Genomic DNA, 16,523 nt, shown 5'->3' with positions numbered 1-16,523 from the left:
CGCTCATCGTCCCTTCCCCTCTCGCAGGCGCGGATTGGAGATGCCGTCCACGCCGAAGTTGATCAGTGTCAGGCTCAGAGCGAGCAGGGCGATGCAGAGACCGGGGGCGAACAGCAGCAGCCACTGCCCGGTGAGCAGGGAGTTGGAGTTCTGCGCCCAGTAGAGCATCGTTCCCCAGCTGACGATGCTGGAGTCGCCGAGCCCGAGGAACTCGAGTCCGGCCTCGGCGAGGATCGCCGCGGTCGCTGCTCCGAAGAGCGTGCCGGCGATGATCGACGTCATGTTCGGCAGGATCTCGCGGAACACGATGCGCGCCCGGCTGTCACCCGAGAACTGCGCCGAGGTGACGAAGTCGTTGCCTCGCAGCGACTGGGTCTGGCTGCGCAGCACGCGCGCGCCCCACGCCCACCCGGTGACGACGATGACCGCGATGATCATCAGGATGCCGCCGTTCTGCAGGTACGCGGCGATCACGATCATGAGCGGGAGACCGGGGATCACGAGGAAGAGGTTGACGATGAAGCCGACCACCTCCCCCAGGAAACCGCGCATGTAGCCCCAGCTGAGACCGATCAGCACGGCGACGATCGTCGAGAGGATGCCGGCGGCCATGCCGACCAGCAGACTGACCTGCGAACCGTAGATCAGCTGGCTCAGCACGTCCTCGCCTGCAGCGGTGGTGCCGAGCCAGTGCGCGGCCGATGCATCGGCGTTGCGCTCGAACGTGTTGACCTTGGGGCCGTACGGGGCGAGCAGCGGTGCGAACACCGCGACCACGACGAACAGCCCGAGGATGATGAGGCCCAGTCGGGCCTTGCCGTTGGACCAGAGGGTGCCCACCATCCGGGCGAACGAGCGCCACGGGCTGGGAGCCGCGATCCGGTCGGAGGGAACCTTGACATTCATGGTGGAGGTCATCGGCGGGTCCTTGGATCCAGCACGCCGTACAGGATGTCGACGAGGAAGTTGGCGATGAGCACGCTGACGGTGATCATCAGGAAGAGCGCCTGCATGAGCGGGTAGTCCTGCCCGATCACGGCGTTGAAGAGCAGATAGCCGATGCCCGGGTATCCGAACACCTGCTCCACGAGGATCGATCCGCCGACCACACCGCCGAGCGTGAGCCCGAAGCCGGTGAGGTTCGGCAGGATCGCGTTGCGCGCGGCGTAGCGGAGGGCGATCGTGCGACCGTGCAGACCGTTCGCCTCGGCGAAGGTCACGTAGTCCTCACCCAGCGTGTTGATCATCGCGTTGCGCATGCCGATGATCCACCCGCCGAGCGAGGTCAGCAGGATGGTCAGCGCGGGGAGAACCGCATGCTGCGCGAGGTCGACGATGAAGTCCCAGGTGAACCCGGGCGTGGTCGTCGCCGCATACGCTCCCGTCGTCGGGAACCAGTGCAGCACGTAGCCGAAGAAGAACAGCAGCAGCAGCGCCGTCCAGAAGTACGGGAAGGTGCTGAGGAACGACCCCGTCAGAGTCGGCAGGCTGTCGAGCCATGTGCCGCGGCGCCAGGCCGCGGCGGTGCCGATCAGGGTGCCGATCACGAACGCGAGGATCGTGACGATGCCGACGAGGCCGATCGTGTAGGGCAGTGCGGTCGAGACCATGCTCGAGACGCTCTGCGGATAGAACGTGTACGAGACACCGAAGTCGAGTCGTGCGACCTGACCGAGGTACGCCACGTACTGATCCCAGATCGATCCGGTCGGCACGCCGAGCTGGGCCTCGATCGCGGCCCGCGTCGCATCCGACACCGGACCGTTCTGCGAGAGCTTCGCGATCGCGGCGTCTGCCGGCGAACCGGGCATGAGGCGCGGAAGGAAGAAGTTCAGCGTGATCGCTGCCCACAGCGTGAGCACGAACAGGCCGACCTTCTGGAGGACGTACTTCATCGGTCATCCTCCTTGACGCGCTCGAGCCGGGTGAAGATGCCCAGCGGCGCCGAGTCGTAGTTCTGCGGAATCATGTACGGGTCGTCCTCTGTGGGCCAGCCGGTGAACTTGGAGTCGTTGAAGAGGCCCCAGATCCCGCCGTAGTAGAGGCCGATGACGGGCAGGTCGTCGTAGACGATGCCCTGCAGCTCCTCGACGATCTCGGTCTGGCGGGCGGGGTCGACGGTCTCGCGGTACTCCTTGAGCAGGGCGTCGGCCTCGTCCGAGCGGTACCGCTCGAAGTTGTTCGCGGTCGCCTCGCCGGACGGCACGTAGAACTCGCTCGAGAGCAGGTTGTTGAACGCCTGGTAGACGTTGCCGTTGCCCATGCCGCCGATGGCCATCTCGAAGTCGCCGTTGCTGATGGCGCTCTGATATCCCGCCGGCTGCGGGAGCTTGAGAGTCACCTTGACGCCGACGTCTGCGAGCTGGCTCTGCACGGTCTGCGCCGCGCGGGTCCAGTCCGAGAAGCCGTTGGCGGTCGTCAGCGCGAACTCGAGCTGCGTGCCGTCGGCGCCCACGAGCCGGTCACCGTCGAGGGTGTACCCCGCCTCGGCGAACGCGGCGAGTGCGGCATCCGTGTCCTGGGTGATCATGCCCTGGTCGGGGATGCTCGGATCGAGGTACTCCTCCTGGTTGGGGAGGATGAGCCCGGTCTGCCCGGCGGGTTCCATGTACCCCTCGGATGCGGTCTCGGCGATCTCCTCGCGATCGAGCGAGAGGGCGATGCCGCGGCGCACGTTCACGTCGTCGAACGGAGCGACCTCGAGGTTCGGCATGAGCGCGATGACTCCACCCGGCGGGAACCACCAGGCGTTGTGCTCGCTGGCCGCACCCCAGGTGCCCTCGACGTCGGAGATGAACGAGTAGGCCCAGTCGTAGCCGCGGGTGACGGTGTCGAGCTGCGAGTTCGTGGACGGCAGGATGATGTGCTCGATCTCGATCTTGTCGGCCTGCCAGTAGTCGGGGTTCTTGTCGACCGAGTACTGCTGGTCGTTGTAGTTGCCGAGCACGAACGGTCCGGTGCCGACCGGGTTCTCGTTGCGGTAGGTACCCGGATCCTTCACGTCGGCCCAGAGGTGCTCTGGCACGATCATGGTCTGACCGAGGATCGGCAGCGACGGGGCGTCGTCTGTCTGAAGGTGCATGATGACGTCGTCGCCGTCGACCTCGACGGTCTCGAGGTGCTGCCAGGCGCCCTTGATGTCGAGCGAGGGATTGTCCTTCAGCAACTGGAAGGTGAACGCCACGTCATCGGGCGTCAGCTTCTCGCCGTCGCTCCATTCGACGTCGTCGCGGATCGTCATCACGACCGTGCGGGCGTCGGGCTGCGACCATTCGCTCGCGAGCCACGGGTTCTCGGTTCCGTCGAGCGGGTTCACCAGGATCAGAGGCTCGTAGATCCACCTCGACGCCGTGCGCGTGTTGGTGAGGTACGGATTGAAGTTCCGCGTGAAGAACGGGTTCCCCTTGTCCGCATTGATGAGCATCGTGTCGTCGCCGATCGATGGATCGGGCTGCGAACTGATCTGGATGCTGCAACCGCTGAGCACGACGGCTGCTGCCGCCAGTCCCACGATCGCGGCTCTCCGCCAGCGCCGGAGCATGTGCGTCTTCGCCACACTGCCACCTCATGTCGTCTGTGTCATGAAGGGGGGTCCCGGGGGTCGGGGCGCCCCGCGGCCGAAGCCGCATGAGTGATTGTAAGCGCATACATTTTGCGAGCGCAAGCCCTCGACCACCGCACAACGAGGGCGACTTCCCCACCGTGACGAGGATGGGAGCGGTGCCAAACCTGTCTTTATCGCGGTGAATCGCGCAGCGAGCGCACCATGCTCCGCAGCGCCCGGAGCGCAGCCGCCTGCTCGTCGTCGGTCATGCCCGCGAGCATCCGCACCTCGACGGATCGCACCGCGGCCGTGGCCTGCGCCAGACTGCTCCTCCCCCGCGGCGTGAGCGTCGTCGGCAGCGCCTTGCCCACCGGAGCCTCGGGCGGTCTCGTGACGAATCCATCCCGCTCGAGCGCCTGCAGCAGCACGTTCATGGACTGCCGCGTCACGAACGCTCCGCGGGCCAGCTCGGAGTTCGAGAGGCCGGGCCGCTGGGCGAGCAGTTCGAGACACGAGTAGTGCGTGATGGTCATGCCGAGCGGACGCAGCACCTCCTCCATCGCCGAACGCAGCGCACTGGAGGCCTCCTTCAGGAGGTATCCGAGCGATGTGTCGAGGTCGATGCCGCCGCCGTCTTGACTCATGTCAGTATTCTGACATACATTGATCCGTGTCAGATAACTGACATCACAGGAAAGAGCACATCATGCCCGTCACCGGACCCGACTTCATCTCCCTCCAGACTCGCGACCTCGCCGCGTCGCAGGCGTTCTACGAGCAGTACCTCGGCCTCGTCCGCTCGCCGACGGGGCCGCCGCATGCCGTCGTCTTCGAGACCGCACCCATCGCGTTCGCACTGCGCGATATCGCCCCCGGCACAGACCTCGACGGCGTCGACCAGCCGGGGATCGGCGCCGCGATCTGGCTGCATGCCAGCGACGTGCAGGCGATCCACGACGCTCTCGCCGCCGCAGGGCACACGATCGTCGCGGATCCGATCGACGGCCCGTTCGGCCGCACCTTCACGTTCGCCGACCCCGACGGCTACCGCATCACGCTGCACGATCGCGCCTGAGCGGGTCGTCAGACCGCTCAGGCGGGGCGCTGCGAGCTCTCGCGGACGAGGATCTGCAGCGGCAGGCGCACCGTCATCGGCTCGGCATCCGGCTGCTCCAGTCGTCTGGCGAGCAGTTGCACGGCGGCGCGGCCGAGGTCGATCATCGGCTGACGCACCGTGGTCAGTGTCGGCCGCGAGAGCGCGGCAGCCTCGATGCCGTCGAATCCGGTGACCCGCACGTCGTCGGGAACCCGGATGCCGGCCGAGCGGAACGCATCGATCGCCCCGAGTGCCATCTGGTCGTTCGCCGCGACCAACGCGGCCGGTGCGCCGCGGGCGATCAGCTCCTCGGCGGCGCGGCGTCCCGATGCGCGCGTGAAGTCACCGCGCAGCACCGTCACATCGTCCGCCGCGATGCCCGCCTCGGCTATGGCGGCAGCGAAGCCCTCCCAGCGCTGCGCGCCGTCGGGCGAGTCCTCGGGGCCTGCGAGGAAAGCGAGGCCTCCCGGGTCGGCCTGCGCGAGCACCAGACGCGTGAGCTCCGACATCGCCTCGGCGTTGCTGACGGTCACGTGGTCGTAGCTGTCGCCGCGCGCCGGACCCGAGAGCACGACCACGGGGATCCGCTGGGCGAGCCGAGCGAGCACGTCGTCCGGCACGCTCTGCGCCAGCACCATCAGCCCGTCGACCCGGCCGGCGATGTCGCGCACCGTCTCGCGGGCGGGGTCTCCCCGCCCGACGCCGATCATCAGCACGAACCCCTGCTTCCAGGCCTCCAGCTCGGCACCGCGCAGCACCTCGTCGAGGAAGAGCATGGTCGGATGCGGCGCCCCCGCGTCGGCAGAGGCCTGCTCGACCGTGAACGGCGGCACCTCGGCCTGATCCCCGGCGAGCACATCGAGCAGGGGAGCGTCCTCCGAGGCATCGAAGCCCGGGAAGTACAGCCCCAGCACGCCGGTGCGGCGTTCGGCCAAGCCGCGCGCGCTGCCGCTGGGCACATAGCCGAGGGCAGCCACCGAGTCGAGCACCCGCTCGCGGGTGACCGGACGCACCGCATCAGGCTGCCGCAGCACACGGGAGACCGTCGCGATCGACACGCCCGCACGCTCTGCGACGTCGTAGACGGTCGCCTTCTTGGTCACGCTCGGTCCTCCTCCGGTTGCGTGTGCACCAGGGTACCCGGGGCGAGACTCACCGTCGGCGCGCGACGAGCGAGCCGTGGGGCCTGGCGCTGATCTCGCCCTGCTCCCGGCCGCGGGTCTCACGGGACACGACCGCGAAGCCTGCATCGGCGAGAAGCTCCGCGAGCGCGTCGGCAGACCAGAAGAATGCCGGAGCGACGGCGTGCGCGAACGACTCGCGCGGCTCGCCGTCGAAGAATCCGATGAGGATGCTGCCGCCGGGTGCCAGCACGCGACCGAACTCGGCGAGGATCTCGGGCAGGTCCGCCGGAGGCGTGTGGATCAGCGAATACCAGGCGAGGATGCCGCCGACGGAACCGCCGTCGAGCGGCAGGTCGCGGAACGTCCCGAGATCGAAGGGGACATCGGGGTGCCGTGTCCGCGCGGTCGCGATGAACTCGGCCGACAGGTCGACTCCCCGCGCCTCGCGCCCGCCCGTGCCGAGGAACTCGGTCCAGTGCCCGGGTCCGCATCCGGCATCGAGCAGCCGTCCAGGGGTCGCGTCACGCCAGGCAGCGATGACCGCCGCGTCCCGTGCATCCATCTGCTCGATCGCGCCGGCCAGCTCGACGTACTCCGCGGCCCTCGCGTCGTAGGCGGAGCCGATCGCGGCGTCAGTGCCCTGCACCATCAGCTGCGGGCGGCGAGCGCTGCCTGATACAGGTCGCGCGACGACAGACCGGTGGCGGCGGCGACCTCGGCGCACGCCTCTTTCAGGCGCACCCCGGATGCGACGAGGCTCTGCACCTGAGCGAGCGCGTCTTCGGCAGACGCCTCACGATGCGGCGCCCCCTCGACGACGACGACGATCTCACCCTTGACCCCCGCCGTGGCCCACTCGACGAGCTCGGCCGAGGTGCCTCGACGCACCTCCTCGTAGAACTTGGTCAGCTCACGACACACGGCGATGCTGCGGTCGGCACCGAACGCAGCGCCCATGTCGGCGAGCGACGACGCCAGCCTGGCGGGGGATTCGAAGAAGACCATGGTGCGGGGCTCTGCGGCGAGCGCCCGCAGGGTCGACCGCCGCTCCCCCGGCTTGCGGGGCAGGAACCCCTCGAAGGTGAAGCGATCCGTCGGCAACCCGGAGATCGAGAGGGCCATCAGCACCGCACTGGGTCCGGGGATGGCCGTGACCGTCACGCCCTGCGCGACGGCTTCGGCGACGAGACCGTAGCCGGGATCGCTGATGGCCGGCATCCCCGCGTCGCTCACCACGACGACGTCGGTCTCGATGGCGAGGGTCGCGAGCTCTGCCGCCTTCTGCTTCTCGTTGTGATCGTGCAGCGCGATCAGCCGCGGACGGTTCGCGATCTGCAGAGCCTGCATCAGCTTCTGCGTGGTGCGGGTGTCCTCGGCGACGATGACCTCCGCGTTCTCCAGCACTTCGACGAGGCGACGCGAGACATCCCCCAGGTTTCCGATCGGTGTTGCGGCGAGGATGATCACCCGCCCAGCTTAGGCGGGCCCCATCGGCGGAGTGTCTAGGCTGGTGCGGTGACCGCGCCCCTGCCCCTGCTGCCTCCCCCCGAGCAGCGACCGACGCGCTACGAGCGACTGCGCGACCGCGTGCTGCAGGACCCCGACTGGGGGCGCATGATGCGCTGGTTCGCACCTCTCGTGGTGACCGCCCTGGCTGCGGTGCTGCGCCTGGTCAACCTCGGGCACCCGCACCAGCTCGCGTTCGACGAGACCTACTACGTCAAGGACGCCTGGTCGCTCTGGACTCTGGGATACGAGGGCACCTGGGGCAAGGACGCGAACGAGGCGTTCATCACGCTGCAGCAGCTGCCGCTGTCGGATGCAGGGGCGTTCATCGTGCATCCGCCCCTCGGCAAGTGGCTCATCGCCCTGGGGATGGCCGTCGGCGGCCCCGACAACACGGTGGGCTGGCGCATCGCGACGGCTCTTCTCGGCGCGGCCACCGTGCTGCTGACCTACCTGGTCGCCCGCAGACTGACCGGCTCGATCGTCGTGGCCACCGTCGCCGGCTCTCTGCTCGCCATCGACGGCCTCAGCATCGTGATGAGCCGCACCGCACTGCTCGACGGCCCGCTGACGTTCTTCCTGATGCTCGGCGCACTGTTCATCCTGATCGACCGCGACCGGTCGATACCTCTGCTCGAACGCAGCGCCCCCGACTCCCCCGAGCCGATGTGGGGTCCCGTGCGCTGGCGGCGCCCCTGGCTGATCGCCGCGGGTGTCGCGCTCGGCGCGGCCTGCGCCGTGAAGTGGTCGGGGCTCTACGCACTGGCGGCGTTCGGCCTGTACGTGGTGGTGACGGATGCTCTGGCGAGACGCCGCGCCGGAGTCGTCCTCTGGCCGACCGCGGCGGCTTTCCGTCAGGGGCCGGTCTCCTTCGTGCTGCTGGTCCTGCCGGCGCTCGCCACCTACCTCGTCAGCTGGACGGGGTGGCTCGTCACAGCCGGCGGCTATGCCCGTCAGAGTGACCCGAACCCGCTGATCGCACTGTGGAACTACCACGAGGCGATCCTGAACTTCCACGTCGGCCTCAGCAAGGGGCACCCCTACGCGAGCCCTGCGTGGGAGTGGCCGCTCCTGCTGCGGCCCACGGCGGTCTGGGTGGGCAGCGATCCGGGGCCCTGCGGTGTCGACCACTGCATCGCGGTGATCTCGACGATCCCCAACCCGATCATCTGGTACGCCGGTGTCGCCGCCGCCCTCTACTTGATCTACCGACTCGTGCGCGGGTGGATCGAACGCACGCCGGTCGGCCCCGCGTTCACGTTCCCGCTGGTCGGACTCGCGGCGACCTACGTGCCCTGGCTGCTCTTCCCCGAGCGCACGATCTTCCAGTTCTATACGGTCGCCATGGCGCCGTTCCTCGTGATCGCGCTCGCCGTCGCGCTGCGTCAGATCGCGGGGCGACGAGACGATCCGCTGCATCGCCGCCAGTCAGGCGAGCGCACGGTGATGATCTTCCTCGCCGTGGTGCTGCTCGTCTCGGTGTTCTTCTACCCGGTGTGGACCGGCATGAGCGTGCCCTACGACTTCTGGCTGCTCCACAACTGGCTGCCCGGCTGGATCTGACCTGTCAGCCGGCGTCACCGGCGACGTGCTCGACCAGCGGCAGCACGCGCCCCGACAGGTGGGTGCGCATCGCGATCGATGACGCCGTGCGCGAGACCCCCGGCACGAGAGCCACCCGATCGAGCACCTCCTGCAGCTGGGTCGCATCGCGAGCGACGAGTCGCAGCTGCATGTCGCTCGCACCGGTCACGGTGTGCATGTCGACGATCTCGGGCACCGCATCGGCGAGCGCCGTGGCGACATCGTCGTGACCCACCTTCTGGTCGATCTCGACGAGGCAGAACGCGACGACCCCGTAGCCGAAGCCCGCGGGGTCGACGCGTGGCACGATCGCCTCGATCACCCCGCCCTCATGCAGGCGCGCGAGACGGCTGGTCGCGGTGCCCCTGGCGACCCCCAGTCGTCGCGCGCACTCGAGGATCGGCAGCTGCGGCGACTCGGTGAGCATGCGGATGAGCTCGGCGTCGAGGCGGTCGATGTGCACGGTCAGTCCACCACCGCGCTGTCGCGCTCGCTGGTGACACCGGGGCGGGAGGCGTTCCGCGTGAGTCGCGCGACGATCAGGAGCACGACGGTCAGGCCGATGGTGAGCAGCAGCTGCACGCGCGCGGCGCCGTCGATCATCGTGAGCGCGACGACACCGGCGAGGAGCGCCAGGCACAGCCACGACAACCAGGGGAAGCCCCACATCCGCATCGGCATGTCCGCCCCGGCCCGATCGGCACGACGGCGAAGGATGATCTGCGACACGGCGGTCGCCGTCCAGATGACCAACAGCGTGGATCCGACGACGTTGAGGAGCGCGGGGAGCACCACGTCGGGGAACGCCCAGTTCAGTCCCACGGTGACGAAGCCGAACGCGACGGAGGCGAGCACGGCGACCACCGGCACGCCCTTCGACGTCGTGCGGGTCGCAGCGAGCGGAGCCAGACCGCGCTCCCCGAGCGAGTAGGCCATGCGCGATGCGCCGTAGATGTTCGCGTTCATCGCCGAGAGCAGCGCGATCACCACGATGAGGTCCATCACGAGCCCGACGCCGGGCAGCTGCAGGGTATCGAGCACGGCGGAGAACGGTCCGTCCTTGACGGCCGGGTCGTTCCACGGCAGCACCGACACGATGACGAAGATCGAGCCGACGTAGAAGATCAGGATGCGCACGAGCACCTCGCGCACGATCCGACGGATGTTGCGCGCGGGGTCGTCGGACTCGGCAGCCGCGATCGCGACGACCTCGGTGCCGCCGAACGCGAAGACCACGATCAGCAGCGCGGCTGCGATGCCGGTCAGTCCGTTCGGTGCGAAGCCGCCGTTGTCGACGAGGTTGGCGATGCCCGTCGCGGGAACACCGGGGATGAGGCCCACGATGGCGCACACGCCGACGACGAGGAACACGATGATCGCGGCGACCTTGATCGCGGCGAACCAGAACTCGAACGTGCCGTAGTTGCGCACCCCGAAGAGGTTCACCGCGGTCAGTGCCACCACGAAGACGAGCACCCACACCCACGCCGGGATGCCGGGGATCCAGGCAGAGATGATCCCTCCGGCTCCGGTCGCCTCCGCCGCGATCACCACGACGAGCTGGATCCAGTAGAGCCAGCCGACGGCGCTGCCGGCGCTGCGTCCCATGGCCTTCTGCGCATACGAGCTGAAGGCACCGGAGCTCGGCCGGGCGGCGACCATCTCGGCGAGCATCGCCATGATCAGCACCACGATGCCACCCGCGACGAGGTACGAGATCAGCACAGCGGGGCCGGCGATGCTGATCGCCTGGCCCGAACCGACGAACAGCCCGGCGCCGATCGCGCCGCCGAGTCCCATCATCGAGATCTGCCGGCGGGTCAGTCCGGGGTGCAGACCTTTCGTCGTGGTCGTCGTGGTCGGAACCTCGGTCATGCGCGTGCCTCCAGCAGTGCGGTCTCAGCCTGGAGCGCTGACTGCACCCGGTCTATGTCCTCCATTGAACCCGATGAGATGCGGATCCCCTCACCGGCGAAGACCCGCGTGATCACCCCGCCCTCGTTCAGCAGGGACTCGAGTTCGTCGGTGCGGTCGCCCGCGGGGACCCAGACGAAGTTCGCCTGCGAGGTGACGGCGGGCCAGCCGGCATCGACGAGCAGCGCGCACAGGCGATCGCGGTGCGCGACGACCTCGTCGATGCGCACCGCGAGCTCGTCCTCCGCATCGAGGGATGCGAGCGCCGCGGCCTGGGCGAGGTCGGTCACCCCGAACGGCACGGCGACCTTGCGCTGACTGTCGGCCACCGAGAGCGGCGAGAGTGCGTAGCCGATGCGCAGACCGGCGAGGCCGTACGCCTTCGAGAAGGTGTGCAGCACCGCGACGTGCGGATGACGGTGGAAGAGCTCGACGCCCGCCCCGTGCGACCCCGTGCGGTCGAAGTGCACGTAGGCCTCGTCGATCACGACGAGCACGTCGCGGGGCACCGCCGCGACGAATGCCTCCAGCTCTGCCGCTCCGACGACCGTTCCGGTCGGGTTGTTCGGGTTGCACACGAAGATCAGCCTCGTGCGCGGGGTGATCGCGGCGAGCATGGCATCGAGATCGTGGGCGTGCTCGGCGTTCAGCGGCACCGCGACAGGAGTCGCTCCGGCGATGCGCACGAGTGACGGGTAGGCCTCGAACGACCGCCACGCGAACATGACCTCGTCTCCCTCACCGGCCACGGCGTGGATGAGCTGAGAGGCGATCTCGACGGACCCGGCACCCACGGTGACGGCCGCCGGCTCGACGCCGTATCGCTCCGCCAGGCGCTCGCGCAGAGCGGCGGCGCTCATGTCGGGATAGCGATGGATGGTCGCGAGGCGCTGCTGCACCGCCTCGACGACGGACGGGAGCGGCGGGTGCGGAGACTCGTTGGAGGAGAGCTTCGAGGCACCGGCCGGGGCGGAACGCCCCTGGCGGTAGGCAGGCACGGCGTCGAGTCCGGCACGGGTGGGAAGAGTCATCGTCTGAGCGTCCTTGCTGAGATGCGGTGGCGTCCGGGCGGCGCCTGCTGTCGCGCAACACTAGACCGGATGATGAGAGGTGGGCAATCGGTGCAGCATCCGGTGCGCAACGCGCGCAACTGGCGGGGTGGAATCGCGGAACCGGCGAGCAGACTGCACAGTCAAGCGCGGGGCGAGCGCACCGCGCGGGAACACCCGCGCAACGCTCGCTGAGTCCTCACCGCGCGAGAGGAAGCTCTGCGGGATCGCTCACGGGGAGCCGGCACACGAACGATCGGCAGTCGAACGCCTGCTCGCCCGCACTCCCCTTGCCCTCGAACAGCTCGAAGCCGGCGTCCGCGAATGCCCCCGCCTGCTCCGGGGTGACGATCGCGACGACATCGGCGTCTGCCCGACGAGCGGCGGACGCGAGGGCACCCTGCGGCGCCTCGGTGACGACGACGACCTGCCTGGGGGCATCGACGAGCCCCGCGGCGACCCGCAGCAGACTGCCGTGCGCGAACGGCTGACCGATCGCCGAGCCGGCGTGCTCGCGCACTCGCGCTGCCGCGGCTCCGCGATAGCGGTCCCCTGCACCGAGCCGCCAGGCCGTGAGCGATGCGGCGGCGACCGCGGCCGCATCCGAAGGCAGGTCTCCGTCGGTCTGATCGGGCGCGGCCGCGATGCCGTGCTCAGCGAGCAGCGGATCGCCCTGGATGCCGGAGAGGACCGCATCGAGCAGGTCGCGAGCCTCGACGGCCCACCGAGGATCGCCGGTCGCGGCGGCGAGCGAGAACAGCCCGTCGGCGAGCAGCGCGACATCAGCGGCGGTCGCGATGGCCTGCGACGCGACGCCGTCGAGAGACGCGCGCACCAGAGCGCCCGCCGTGTCGCGGTTCACCTGCAGCACGTATGCCGCGGCATCCTCCGCCTCGGCGACCCAGGTGGGCTCGCCGAGCCTCGACCCGGCGCGCGCCAGCGCCCCGATGGCGAGCCCGTTCCAGCCCGTGATGACCTTGCCGTCGACAGCCGGGGGCTCGAGTCCCGCCCGTTCGGTCACCGGTCGCAGGTAGTACCCGCCCTCGCTGCGCTGACCGTCGATCCACGACTCCGAATCCTGAGCGGCACCGAAACCGCCGCCCTCGCGGCGCAGAGTGCCCACGAGGAAGTCCGCGATACCGCGCGCGGTCGACTCGTCCCCCGCATCCAGTGCCACGAGCAGCAGCTGGGCGTTGTCGGTCAGCATCCGCTCGTAATGCGGCACGGTCCAGTCGCGTTGCGTCGCGTAGCGGAAGAAACCGCCGTCGGCATCGCGCAGATCGGATGCCGACATCGCGGCGAGCGCCCGATCGGCCGCGGCCGCGGCATCCGGAGCCTCCCGCCGCACCATCGGCGTCTGCAGCAGGCCCAGGGTCGTCGCGACGGGGAACTTCGGGGCGCCGCCGAACCCGCCGAACTGCCGATCCTCGCGTGCAGCGATGGCCTCGGCCGCCCCGGCGAGCGCCGCGGCGTCAGGCAGATCCGAGGGCACGGCGGCCCCCGCTCTGGCGAGCGCATCGGTCACGGCATCCGCCGACTCCTCGGCCTGCACCCGGCGCAGGGTCCAGGCCTCGTTCACGGCCGCGAGGACGTCGCGGAACGCGGGCAGGGGCTGTCGCGCCTCGGGCGGCCAGTAGGTGCCTGCATAGAACGTGCGGCCCCGCGGAGTCGTGAACACCGTCAGCGGCCACCCCAGGTTCTGCGTGAACGCCGACGCTGCGGCCATGTAGGCACCGTCGACGTCGGGGTGCTCCTCGCGGTCGACCTTGATCGCCACGAAGTCGCGGTTGATCAGGGCGGCCGTGTGCGGGTCGGCGAACGACTCCCTCGCCATCACGTGGCACCAATGGCATGTCGAATAGCCGATGGAGATCAGCAGCGGCACGTCGCGCCGCTGCGCTTCGGCGAAGGCCTCCGGCCCCCAGGGATACCACTCGACGGGGTTGTCCGCGTGCGCACGGAGGTAGGGGCTGAGCGTGTCGGCGAGCCGGTTCGTCATACGCCCACGCTACGCCGGTCGGGCCTCGACGAGACGGTCAGGAGACGAGCAGCTCCACGGGCCGGGAAGCGGCGTAGCCGACGAGAGGCAGCGCGCGGTCTGCGGCGAGCTCGATCCGTGCGCGGAGCACGTCGGATGCGATCACGTAGCCGTCGAAGTCGGTGTCGCTGGCGTAGACGCCGAGCGGCAGCGTCAGCGCCTGGAAGAAGGCGAACAGCGGCCGCAGCTGGTGCTCGATGATCAGCGCGTGGCGCTCTCCTCCTCCGGTCGCCGCGAGCAGCACCGGCTTGCCGACGAGCTCGTACTGGCCGACGAAGTCGAACAGATGCTTGAACAGGCCGGTGAAGGACGCGCGGTAGACGGGGCTGCCCACGATCAGCAGGTCTGACGCCTCGATGGCCACGAGCTTCTCCTCGACGCTCGCCGGCAGCTGGTCGCGACGAAGCGCCCCCGCGAGCGACGGACCGATGTCGGTGAGCTCGATGACCTCGATCTCGACCTCGGCGCGCTCGGCGATCGCCCCCGCGATCGCACGGATGAGGGCCGTGGTCTTGCTGGGCTCGTGCAGAGAACCGGAGACGGCGACGACGCGGTAGGGAGCAGTCATGCCGTTGACGCTACTCACGACGACGCCCCGTGTCGCGCGAAGCGACACGGGGCGTCATCTGTCGAAACGGGACGCCTCAGTTGACGTCGTCGGGGTGCGAGCCGACACGGCCCGAGCCGTCGAGCGGGTCGAGCGCGTCGATCTTCGCGATCTCGGCGTCGGTCAGCTCGAAGCCGAAGACGTCGAGGTTCTCGCGCAGACGCTCTGCCCGCACCGACTTCGGGAAGACGATGAAGCCCTTCTGCAGGTGCCAGCGCAGCACGGCCTGGGCGGGGGTGACGCCGTGCGCCGCTGCAGCCTCGGCGATCGCGGGCGTGCCGAACAGGTCGTACTTGCCCTGGCCGAGCGGCCCCCACGATTCGATGCGGATGCCGTGCTCGGTCGCCCAGTCCACGACGTCGCGCTGCTGGTAGGCGGGGTGCAGTTCGATCTGGTTGACCGCCGGGGTGACGCCGGTCTCGGCCACGACGCGCTCGAGGTGCGGCACCAGGAAGTTCGAGACGCCGATGCTGCGCGTGAGGCCGGCGTCGCGCAGCTCGATGAGCTTGGCGAACGCGTGCACGTAGTCGTCCTTGGCCGGGGTGGGCCAGTGCACGAGGTAGAGGTCGACCGCATCCAGACCGAGCTTCTCGAGGCTCTCCCCGATCGCCGCACGCGGCTCCTCGCCGTGGTGCCGGTCGTTCCAGAGCTTGGTGGTGATGAACAGCTCGTCGCGGGCGATGCCGGATGCGGCGATGGCCGCGCCGACGCCCTCTTCGTTGCCGTAGATGGCGGCCGTGTCGATGTGGCGGTAGCCGATCTCGAGCGCCTCGCTCACGGCGCGCTCGGTCTCGTCGGCCGGAACCTTGAACACCCCGTAGCCGAGCTGCGGGATGGAATGGCCGTCGTTCAGTTCGAGTGCAGGAATCGTCATGGTCCCACCCTACGACCTGTGATGACAGGTGGCCCAGGGGGAACCGCGGCCATCCTCGTCGCAGCCCAGCCGACGAGTCGTTCGAGCGGCCCTCGCCCGAACAGGATCGACCACAGCGTCGTGGAGAGAAGGAGCACGATCGCGGTGGCGGCCCAGAACGCGTTGCTCGAGAAGAAGCCGCCGGGTCCTGCGATCAGCGCGACCGACGCGACGTGCACGCTGTAAGCCGACAGCGGCATCGATCCCAACGCCCCCAGCGGAAGCAGCACCGCGCGCAGCGGTCCGCTGAGCAGCACGCACAGCGCGATGACCGACAGGGCGAACCCGCCGGACCCCAGGATCTCGGCCGTTCCGCCGGAGTGCGGATCCACGGCGAAGATCGCCCGGACGACGGCCCCAGCCGGGTCCGCCGCGGCCAGCGCATCGGGGTAGGTGCTCCACCCTGCGGCGCCCTCTCCGCCTGTCATCCACGAGGAGGATCTGATGCCGGTGACACCCCCGACGAGGCCGAGCCCATAGCCGACGAGCATGAGCCCCACGCCGACGCCGAACGTGATCGCCGCGGTCTCGAGCTTCTCGACGTGCAGGCGCCCGAGAGCCATGCCGGCGAAGACGAACGCGAGCCACGCCGTGATCGGATAGGAGCCGTAGAGCACGAGGCTGATGCCCGCTCCGGTGGGGTACAGCGTGAGGGCGGCCAGCAGCGCGAGCACGGCCGGCGCCGCGAGCGCCAGGATGCCGGCGGCGATCAGCAGCTTCCAGGGCTGCCACCGGAGGAACGGGATGACGGCCACGTAGAGAAGGCCGTAGAGGGTGAGGATCACCGCGATCGGCGTGTTCAGCATCTCGAGCGCCAGACCGATCAGGAAGATCACCGCTCCGCGACCGACGAGCTGCAGGCGGATGCTCGGCATCCGCTCGGGGTCCGGAAGAGCGCTGCGCCCGGTCATCAAGGCGATCGAGATTCCGGCGAGCACCGCGAACAGGATCGACGAGCGCCCGTGCACCAGGTCGGTCCACGTCGACAGGTCGAACGGATCGAACGCCTCGGTCTCGCCGATGTGCGCGCCGGCCATGCCGAGGATCGCGAGGCCTCGGGCGACGTCGAGGCCGAGGATGCGCGGGGCCCGCCCGAACTCACGAAACCACCGCGTTGCAGGAAGGGGCTTCGACACAGTGCTCACGGA

The 16,523-nt window shown here is 69.2% G+C and carries 16 protein-coding genes; 2 read left to right on the top strand and 14 right to left on the bottom strand.

The annotated features are described in order from the left end of the window. Positions 1-3: 3 nt before the first annotated feature. From OB895_RS17440 to OB895_RS17425, 4 genes are all read right to left on the bottom strand, one after another. The gene (locus OB895_RS17440; protein WP_042537384.1) at positions 4-918 is read right to left on the bottom strand and encodes an ABC transporter permease; all 915 of its coding nucleotides are present in this window, start codon (positions 916-918) and stop codon (positions 4-6) included. After that, positions 915-1,895, bottom strand: a complete 981-nt coding sequence (locus tag OB895_RS17435) for an ABC transporter permease (protein WP_042537382.1) — start codon at positions 1,893-1,895, stop codon at positions 915-917. The genes OB895_RS17440 and OB895_RS17435 overlap by 4 nt, the downstream gene beginning before the upstream one ends. Further along, positions 1,892-3,556, bottom strand: coding sequence for an ABC transporter substrate-binding protein (locus OB895_RS17430; protein WP_228385543.1), 1,665 nt, complete (start codon positions 3,554-3,556; stop codon positions 1,892-1,894). The genes OB895_RS17435 and OB895_RS17430 overlap by 4 nt, the downstream gene beginning before the upstream one ends. Positions 3,557-3,735: 179 nt before the next feature. Further along, complete coding sequence (locus tag OB895_RS17425) at positions 3,736-4,188, bottom strand: MarR family winged helix-turn-helix transcriptional regulator (protein ID WP_309690110.1); 453 nt, start codon at positions 4,186-4,188, stop codon at positions 3,736-3,738. A gap of 62 nt (positions 4,189-4,250) precedes the next feature. Here OB895_RS17425 and OB895_RS17420 point away from each other — a divergent pair, with 62 nt between their 5' ends. After that, the gene (locus OB895_RS17420; protein WP_309690113.1) at positions 4,251-4,619 is read left to right on the top strand and encodes a VOC family protein; all 369 of its coding nucleotides are present in this window, start codon (positions 4,251-4,253) and stop codon (positions 4,617-4,619) included. Positions 4,620-4,636: 17 nt separating this feature from the next. On the opposite strand, the gene OB895_RS17415 is transcribed toward OB895_RS17420, so the two are convergent. From OB895_RS17415 to rsmI, 3 genes are read right to left on the bottom strand one after another with little or no spacing between them, the layout of a single operon-like run. Continuing rightward, the gene (locus OB895_RS17415) at positions 4,637-5,743 is read right to left on the bottom strand and encodes a LacI family DNA-binding transcriptional regulator (protein ID WP_311878439.1); all 1,107 of its coding nucleotides are present in this window, start codon (positions 5,741-5,743) and stop codon (positions 4,637-4,639) included. Between the two features lie 49 nt (positions 5,744-5,792). Beyond that, the gene (locus OB895_RS17410) at positions 5,793-6,413 is read right to left on the bottom strand and encodes a class I SAM-dependent DNA methyltransferase (RefSeq protein ID WP_311878438.1); all 621 of its coding nucleotides are present in this window, start codon (positions 6,411-6,413) and stop codon (positions 5,793-5,795) included. Beyond that, a complete protein-coding gene (gene rsmI, locus OB895_RS17405; RefSeq protein WP_311878436.1) occupies positions 6,413-7,231 on the bottom strand; it encodes a 16S rRNA (cytidine(1402)-2'-O)-methyltransferase in 819 nt (272 codons plus the stop codon). Before rsmI ends, OB895_RS17410 begins: the two co-directional genes overlap by 1 nt. A 48-nt stretch (positions 7,232-7,279) precedes the next feature. Here rsmI and OB895_RS17400 point away from each other — a divergent pair, with 48 nt between their 5' ends. After that, positions 7,280-8,833: a dolichyl-phosphate-mannose--protein mannosyltransferase gene (locus tag OB895_RS17400; protein WP_311878434.1), complete on the top strand. Its 1,554-nt coding sequence runs from the start codon at positions 7,280-7,282 to the stop codon at positions 8,831-8,833. Between the two features lie 4 nt (positions 8,834-8,837). On the opposite strand, the gene OB895_RS17395 is transcribed toward OB895_RS17400, so the two are convergent. The 7 genes from OB895_RS17395 to OB895_RS17365 form a co-directional block, all read right to left on the bottom strand. Then, positions 8,838-9,317, bottom strand: a complete 480-nt coding sequence (locus OB895_RS17395; protein WP_042537365.1) for an Lrp/AsnC family transcriptional regulator — start codon at positions 9,315-9,317, stop codon at positions 8,838-8,840. 2 nt (positions 9,318-9,319) lie between these two features. Continuing rightward, positions 9,320-10,729, bottom strand: coding sequence for an amino acid permease (locus OB895_RS17390; RefSeq protein WP_311878433.1), 1,410 nt, complete (start codon positions 10,727-10,729; stop codon positions 9,320-9,322). Beyond that, entirely contained in the window at positions 10,726-11,799 is a 1,074-nt protein-coding gene (gene hisC, locus OB895_RS17385; RefSeq protein WP_311878430.1) for a histidinol-phosphate transaminase, read from the bottom strand. Before hisC ends, OB895_RS17390 begins: the two co-directional genes overlap by 4 nt. 217 nt (positions 11,800-12,016) lie before the next feature. Beyond that, positions 12,017-13,816, bottom strand: coding sequence for a thioredoxin domain-containing protein (locus OB895_RS17380; protein WP_311878428.1), 1,800 nt, complete (start codon positions 13,814-13,816; stop codon positions 12,017-12,019). Between the two features lie 37 nt (positions 13,817-13,853). Next, positions 13,854-14,423, bottom strand: coding sequence for an FMN reductase (msuE, locus tag OB895_RS17375; RefSeq protein WP_042537450.1), 570 nt, complete (start codon positions 14,421-14,423; stop codon positions 13,854-13,856). 76 nt (positions 14,424-14,499) lie between these two features. Next, a complete protein-coding gene (locus tag OB895_RS17370; RefSeq protein WP_042537356.1) occupies positions 14,500-15,336 on the bottom strand; it encodes an aldo/keto reductase in 837 nt (278 codons plus the stop codon). Next, the gene (locus OB895_RS17365) at positions 15,333-16,520 is read right to left on the bottom strand and encodes a heparan-alpha-glucosaminide N-acetyltransferase domain-containing protein (RefSeq protein ID WP_311878427.1); all 1,188 of its coding nucleotides are present in this window, start codon (positions 16,518-16,520) and stop codon (positions 15,333-15,335) included. Before OB895_RS17365 ends, OB895_RS17370 begins: the two co-directional genes overlap by 4 nt. Positions 16,521-16,523 lie beyond the last annotated feature (3 nt).

The sequence above is a fragment of the Microbacterium forte genome (genome assembly GCF_031885415.1).
GTDB lineage: Bacteria > Actinomycetota > Actinomycetes > Actinomycetales > Microbacteriaceae > Microbacterium > Microbacterium forte.
Note: the sequence above shows the minus strand (reverse complement) of the source record. Positions and strands in the feature narration are given on the sequence as shown.

What these genes read in the sequence shown, in the direction of transcription:
- OB895_RS17370 (WP_042537356.1), bottom strand. Translation starts at nt 15,336, where the DNA reads ATGACGATTCCTGCACTCGAACTGAACGACGGCCATTCCATCCCGCAG.
- OB895_RS17440 (WP_042537384.1), bottom strand. Translation starts at nt 918, where the DNA reads ATGACCTCCACCATGAATGTCAAGGTTCCCTCCGACCGGATCGCGGCT.
- OB895_RS17435 (WP_042537382.1), bottom strand. Translation starts at nt 1,895, where the DNA reads ATGAAGTACGTCCTCCAGAAGGTCGGCCTGTTCGTGCTCACGCTGTGG.
- OB895_RS17380 (WP_311878428.1), bottom strand. Translation starts at nt 13,816, where the DNA reads ATGACGAACCGGCTCGCCGACACGCTCAGCCCCTACCTCCGTGCGCAC.
- OB895_RS17425 (WP_309690110.1), bottom strand. Translation starts at nt 4,188, where the DNA reads ATGAGTCAAGACGGCGGCGGCATCGACCTCGACACATCGCTCGGATAC.
- OB895_RS17390 (WP_311878433.1), bottom strand. Translation starts at nt 10,729, where the DNA reads ATGACCGAGGTTCCGACCACGACGACCACGACGAAAGGTCTGCACCCC.
- hisC (WP_311878430.1), bottom strand. Translation starts at nt 11,799, where the DNA reads ATGACTCTTCCCACCCGTGCCGGACTCGACGCCGTGCCTGCCTACCGC.
- OB895_RS17420 (WP_309690113.1), top strand. Translation starts at nt 4,251, where the DNA reads ATGCCCGTCACCGGACCCGACTTCATCTCCCTCCAGACTCGCGACCTC.
- msuE (WP_042537450.1), bottom strand. Translation starts at nt 14,423, where the DNA reads ATGACTGCTCCCTACCGCGTCGTCGCCGTCTCCGGTTCTCTGCACGAG.
- OB895_RS17410 (WP_311878438.1), bottom strand. Translation starts at nt 6,413, where the DNA reads ATGGTGCAGGGCACTGACGCCGCGATCGGCTCCGCCTACGACGCGAGG.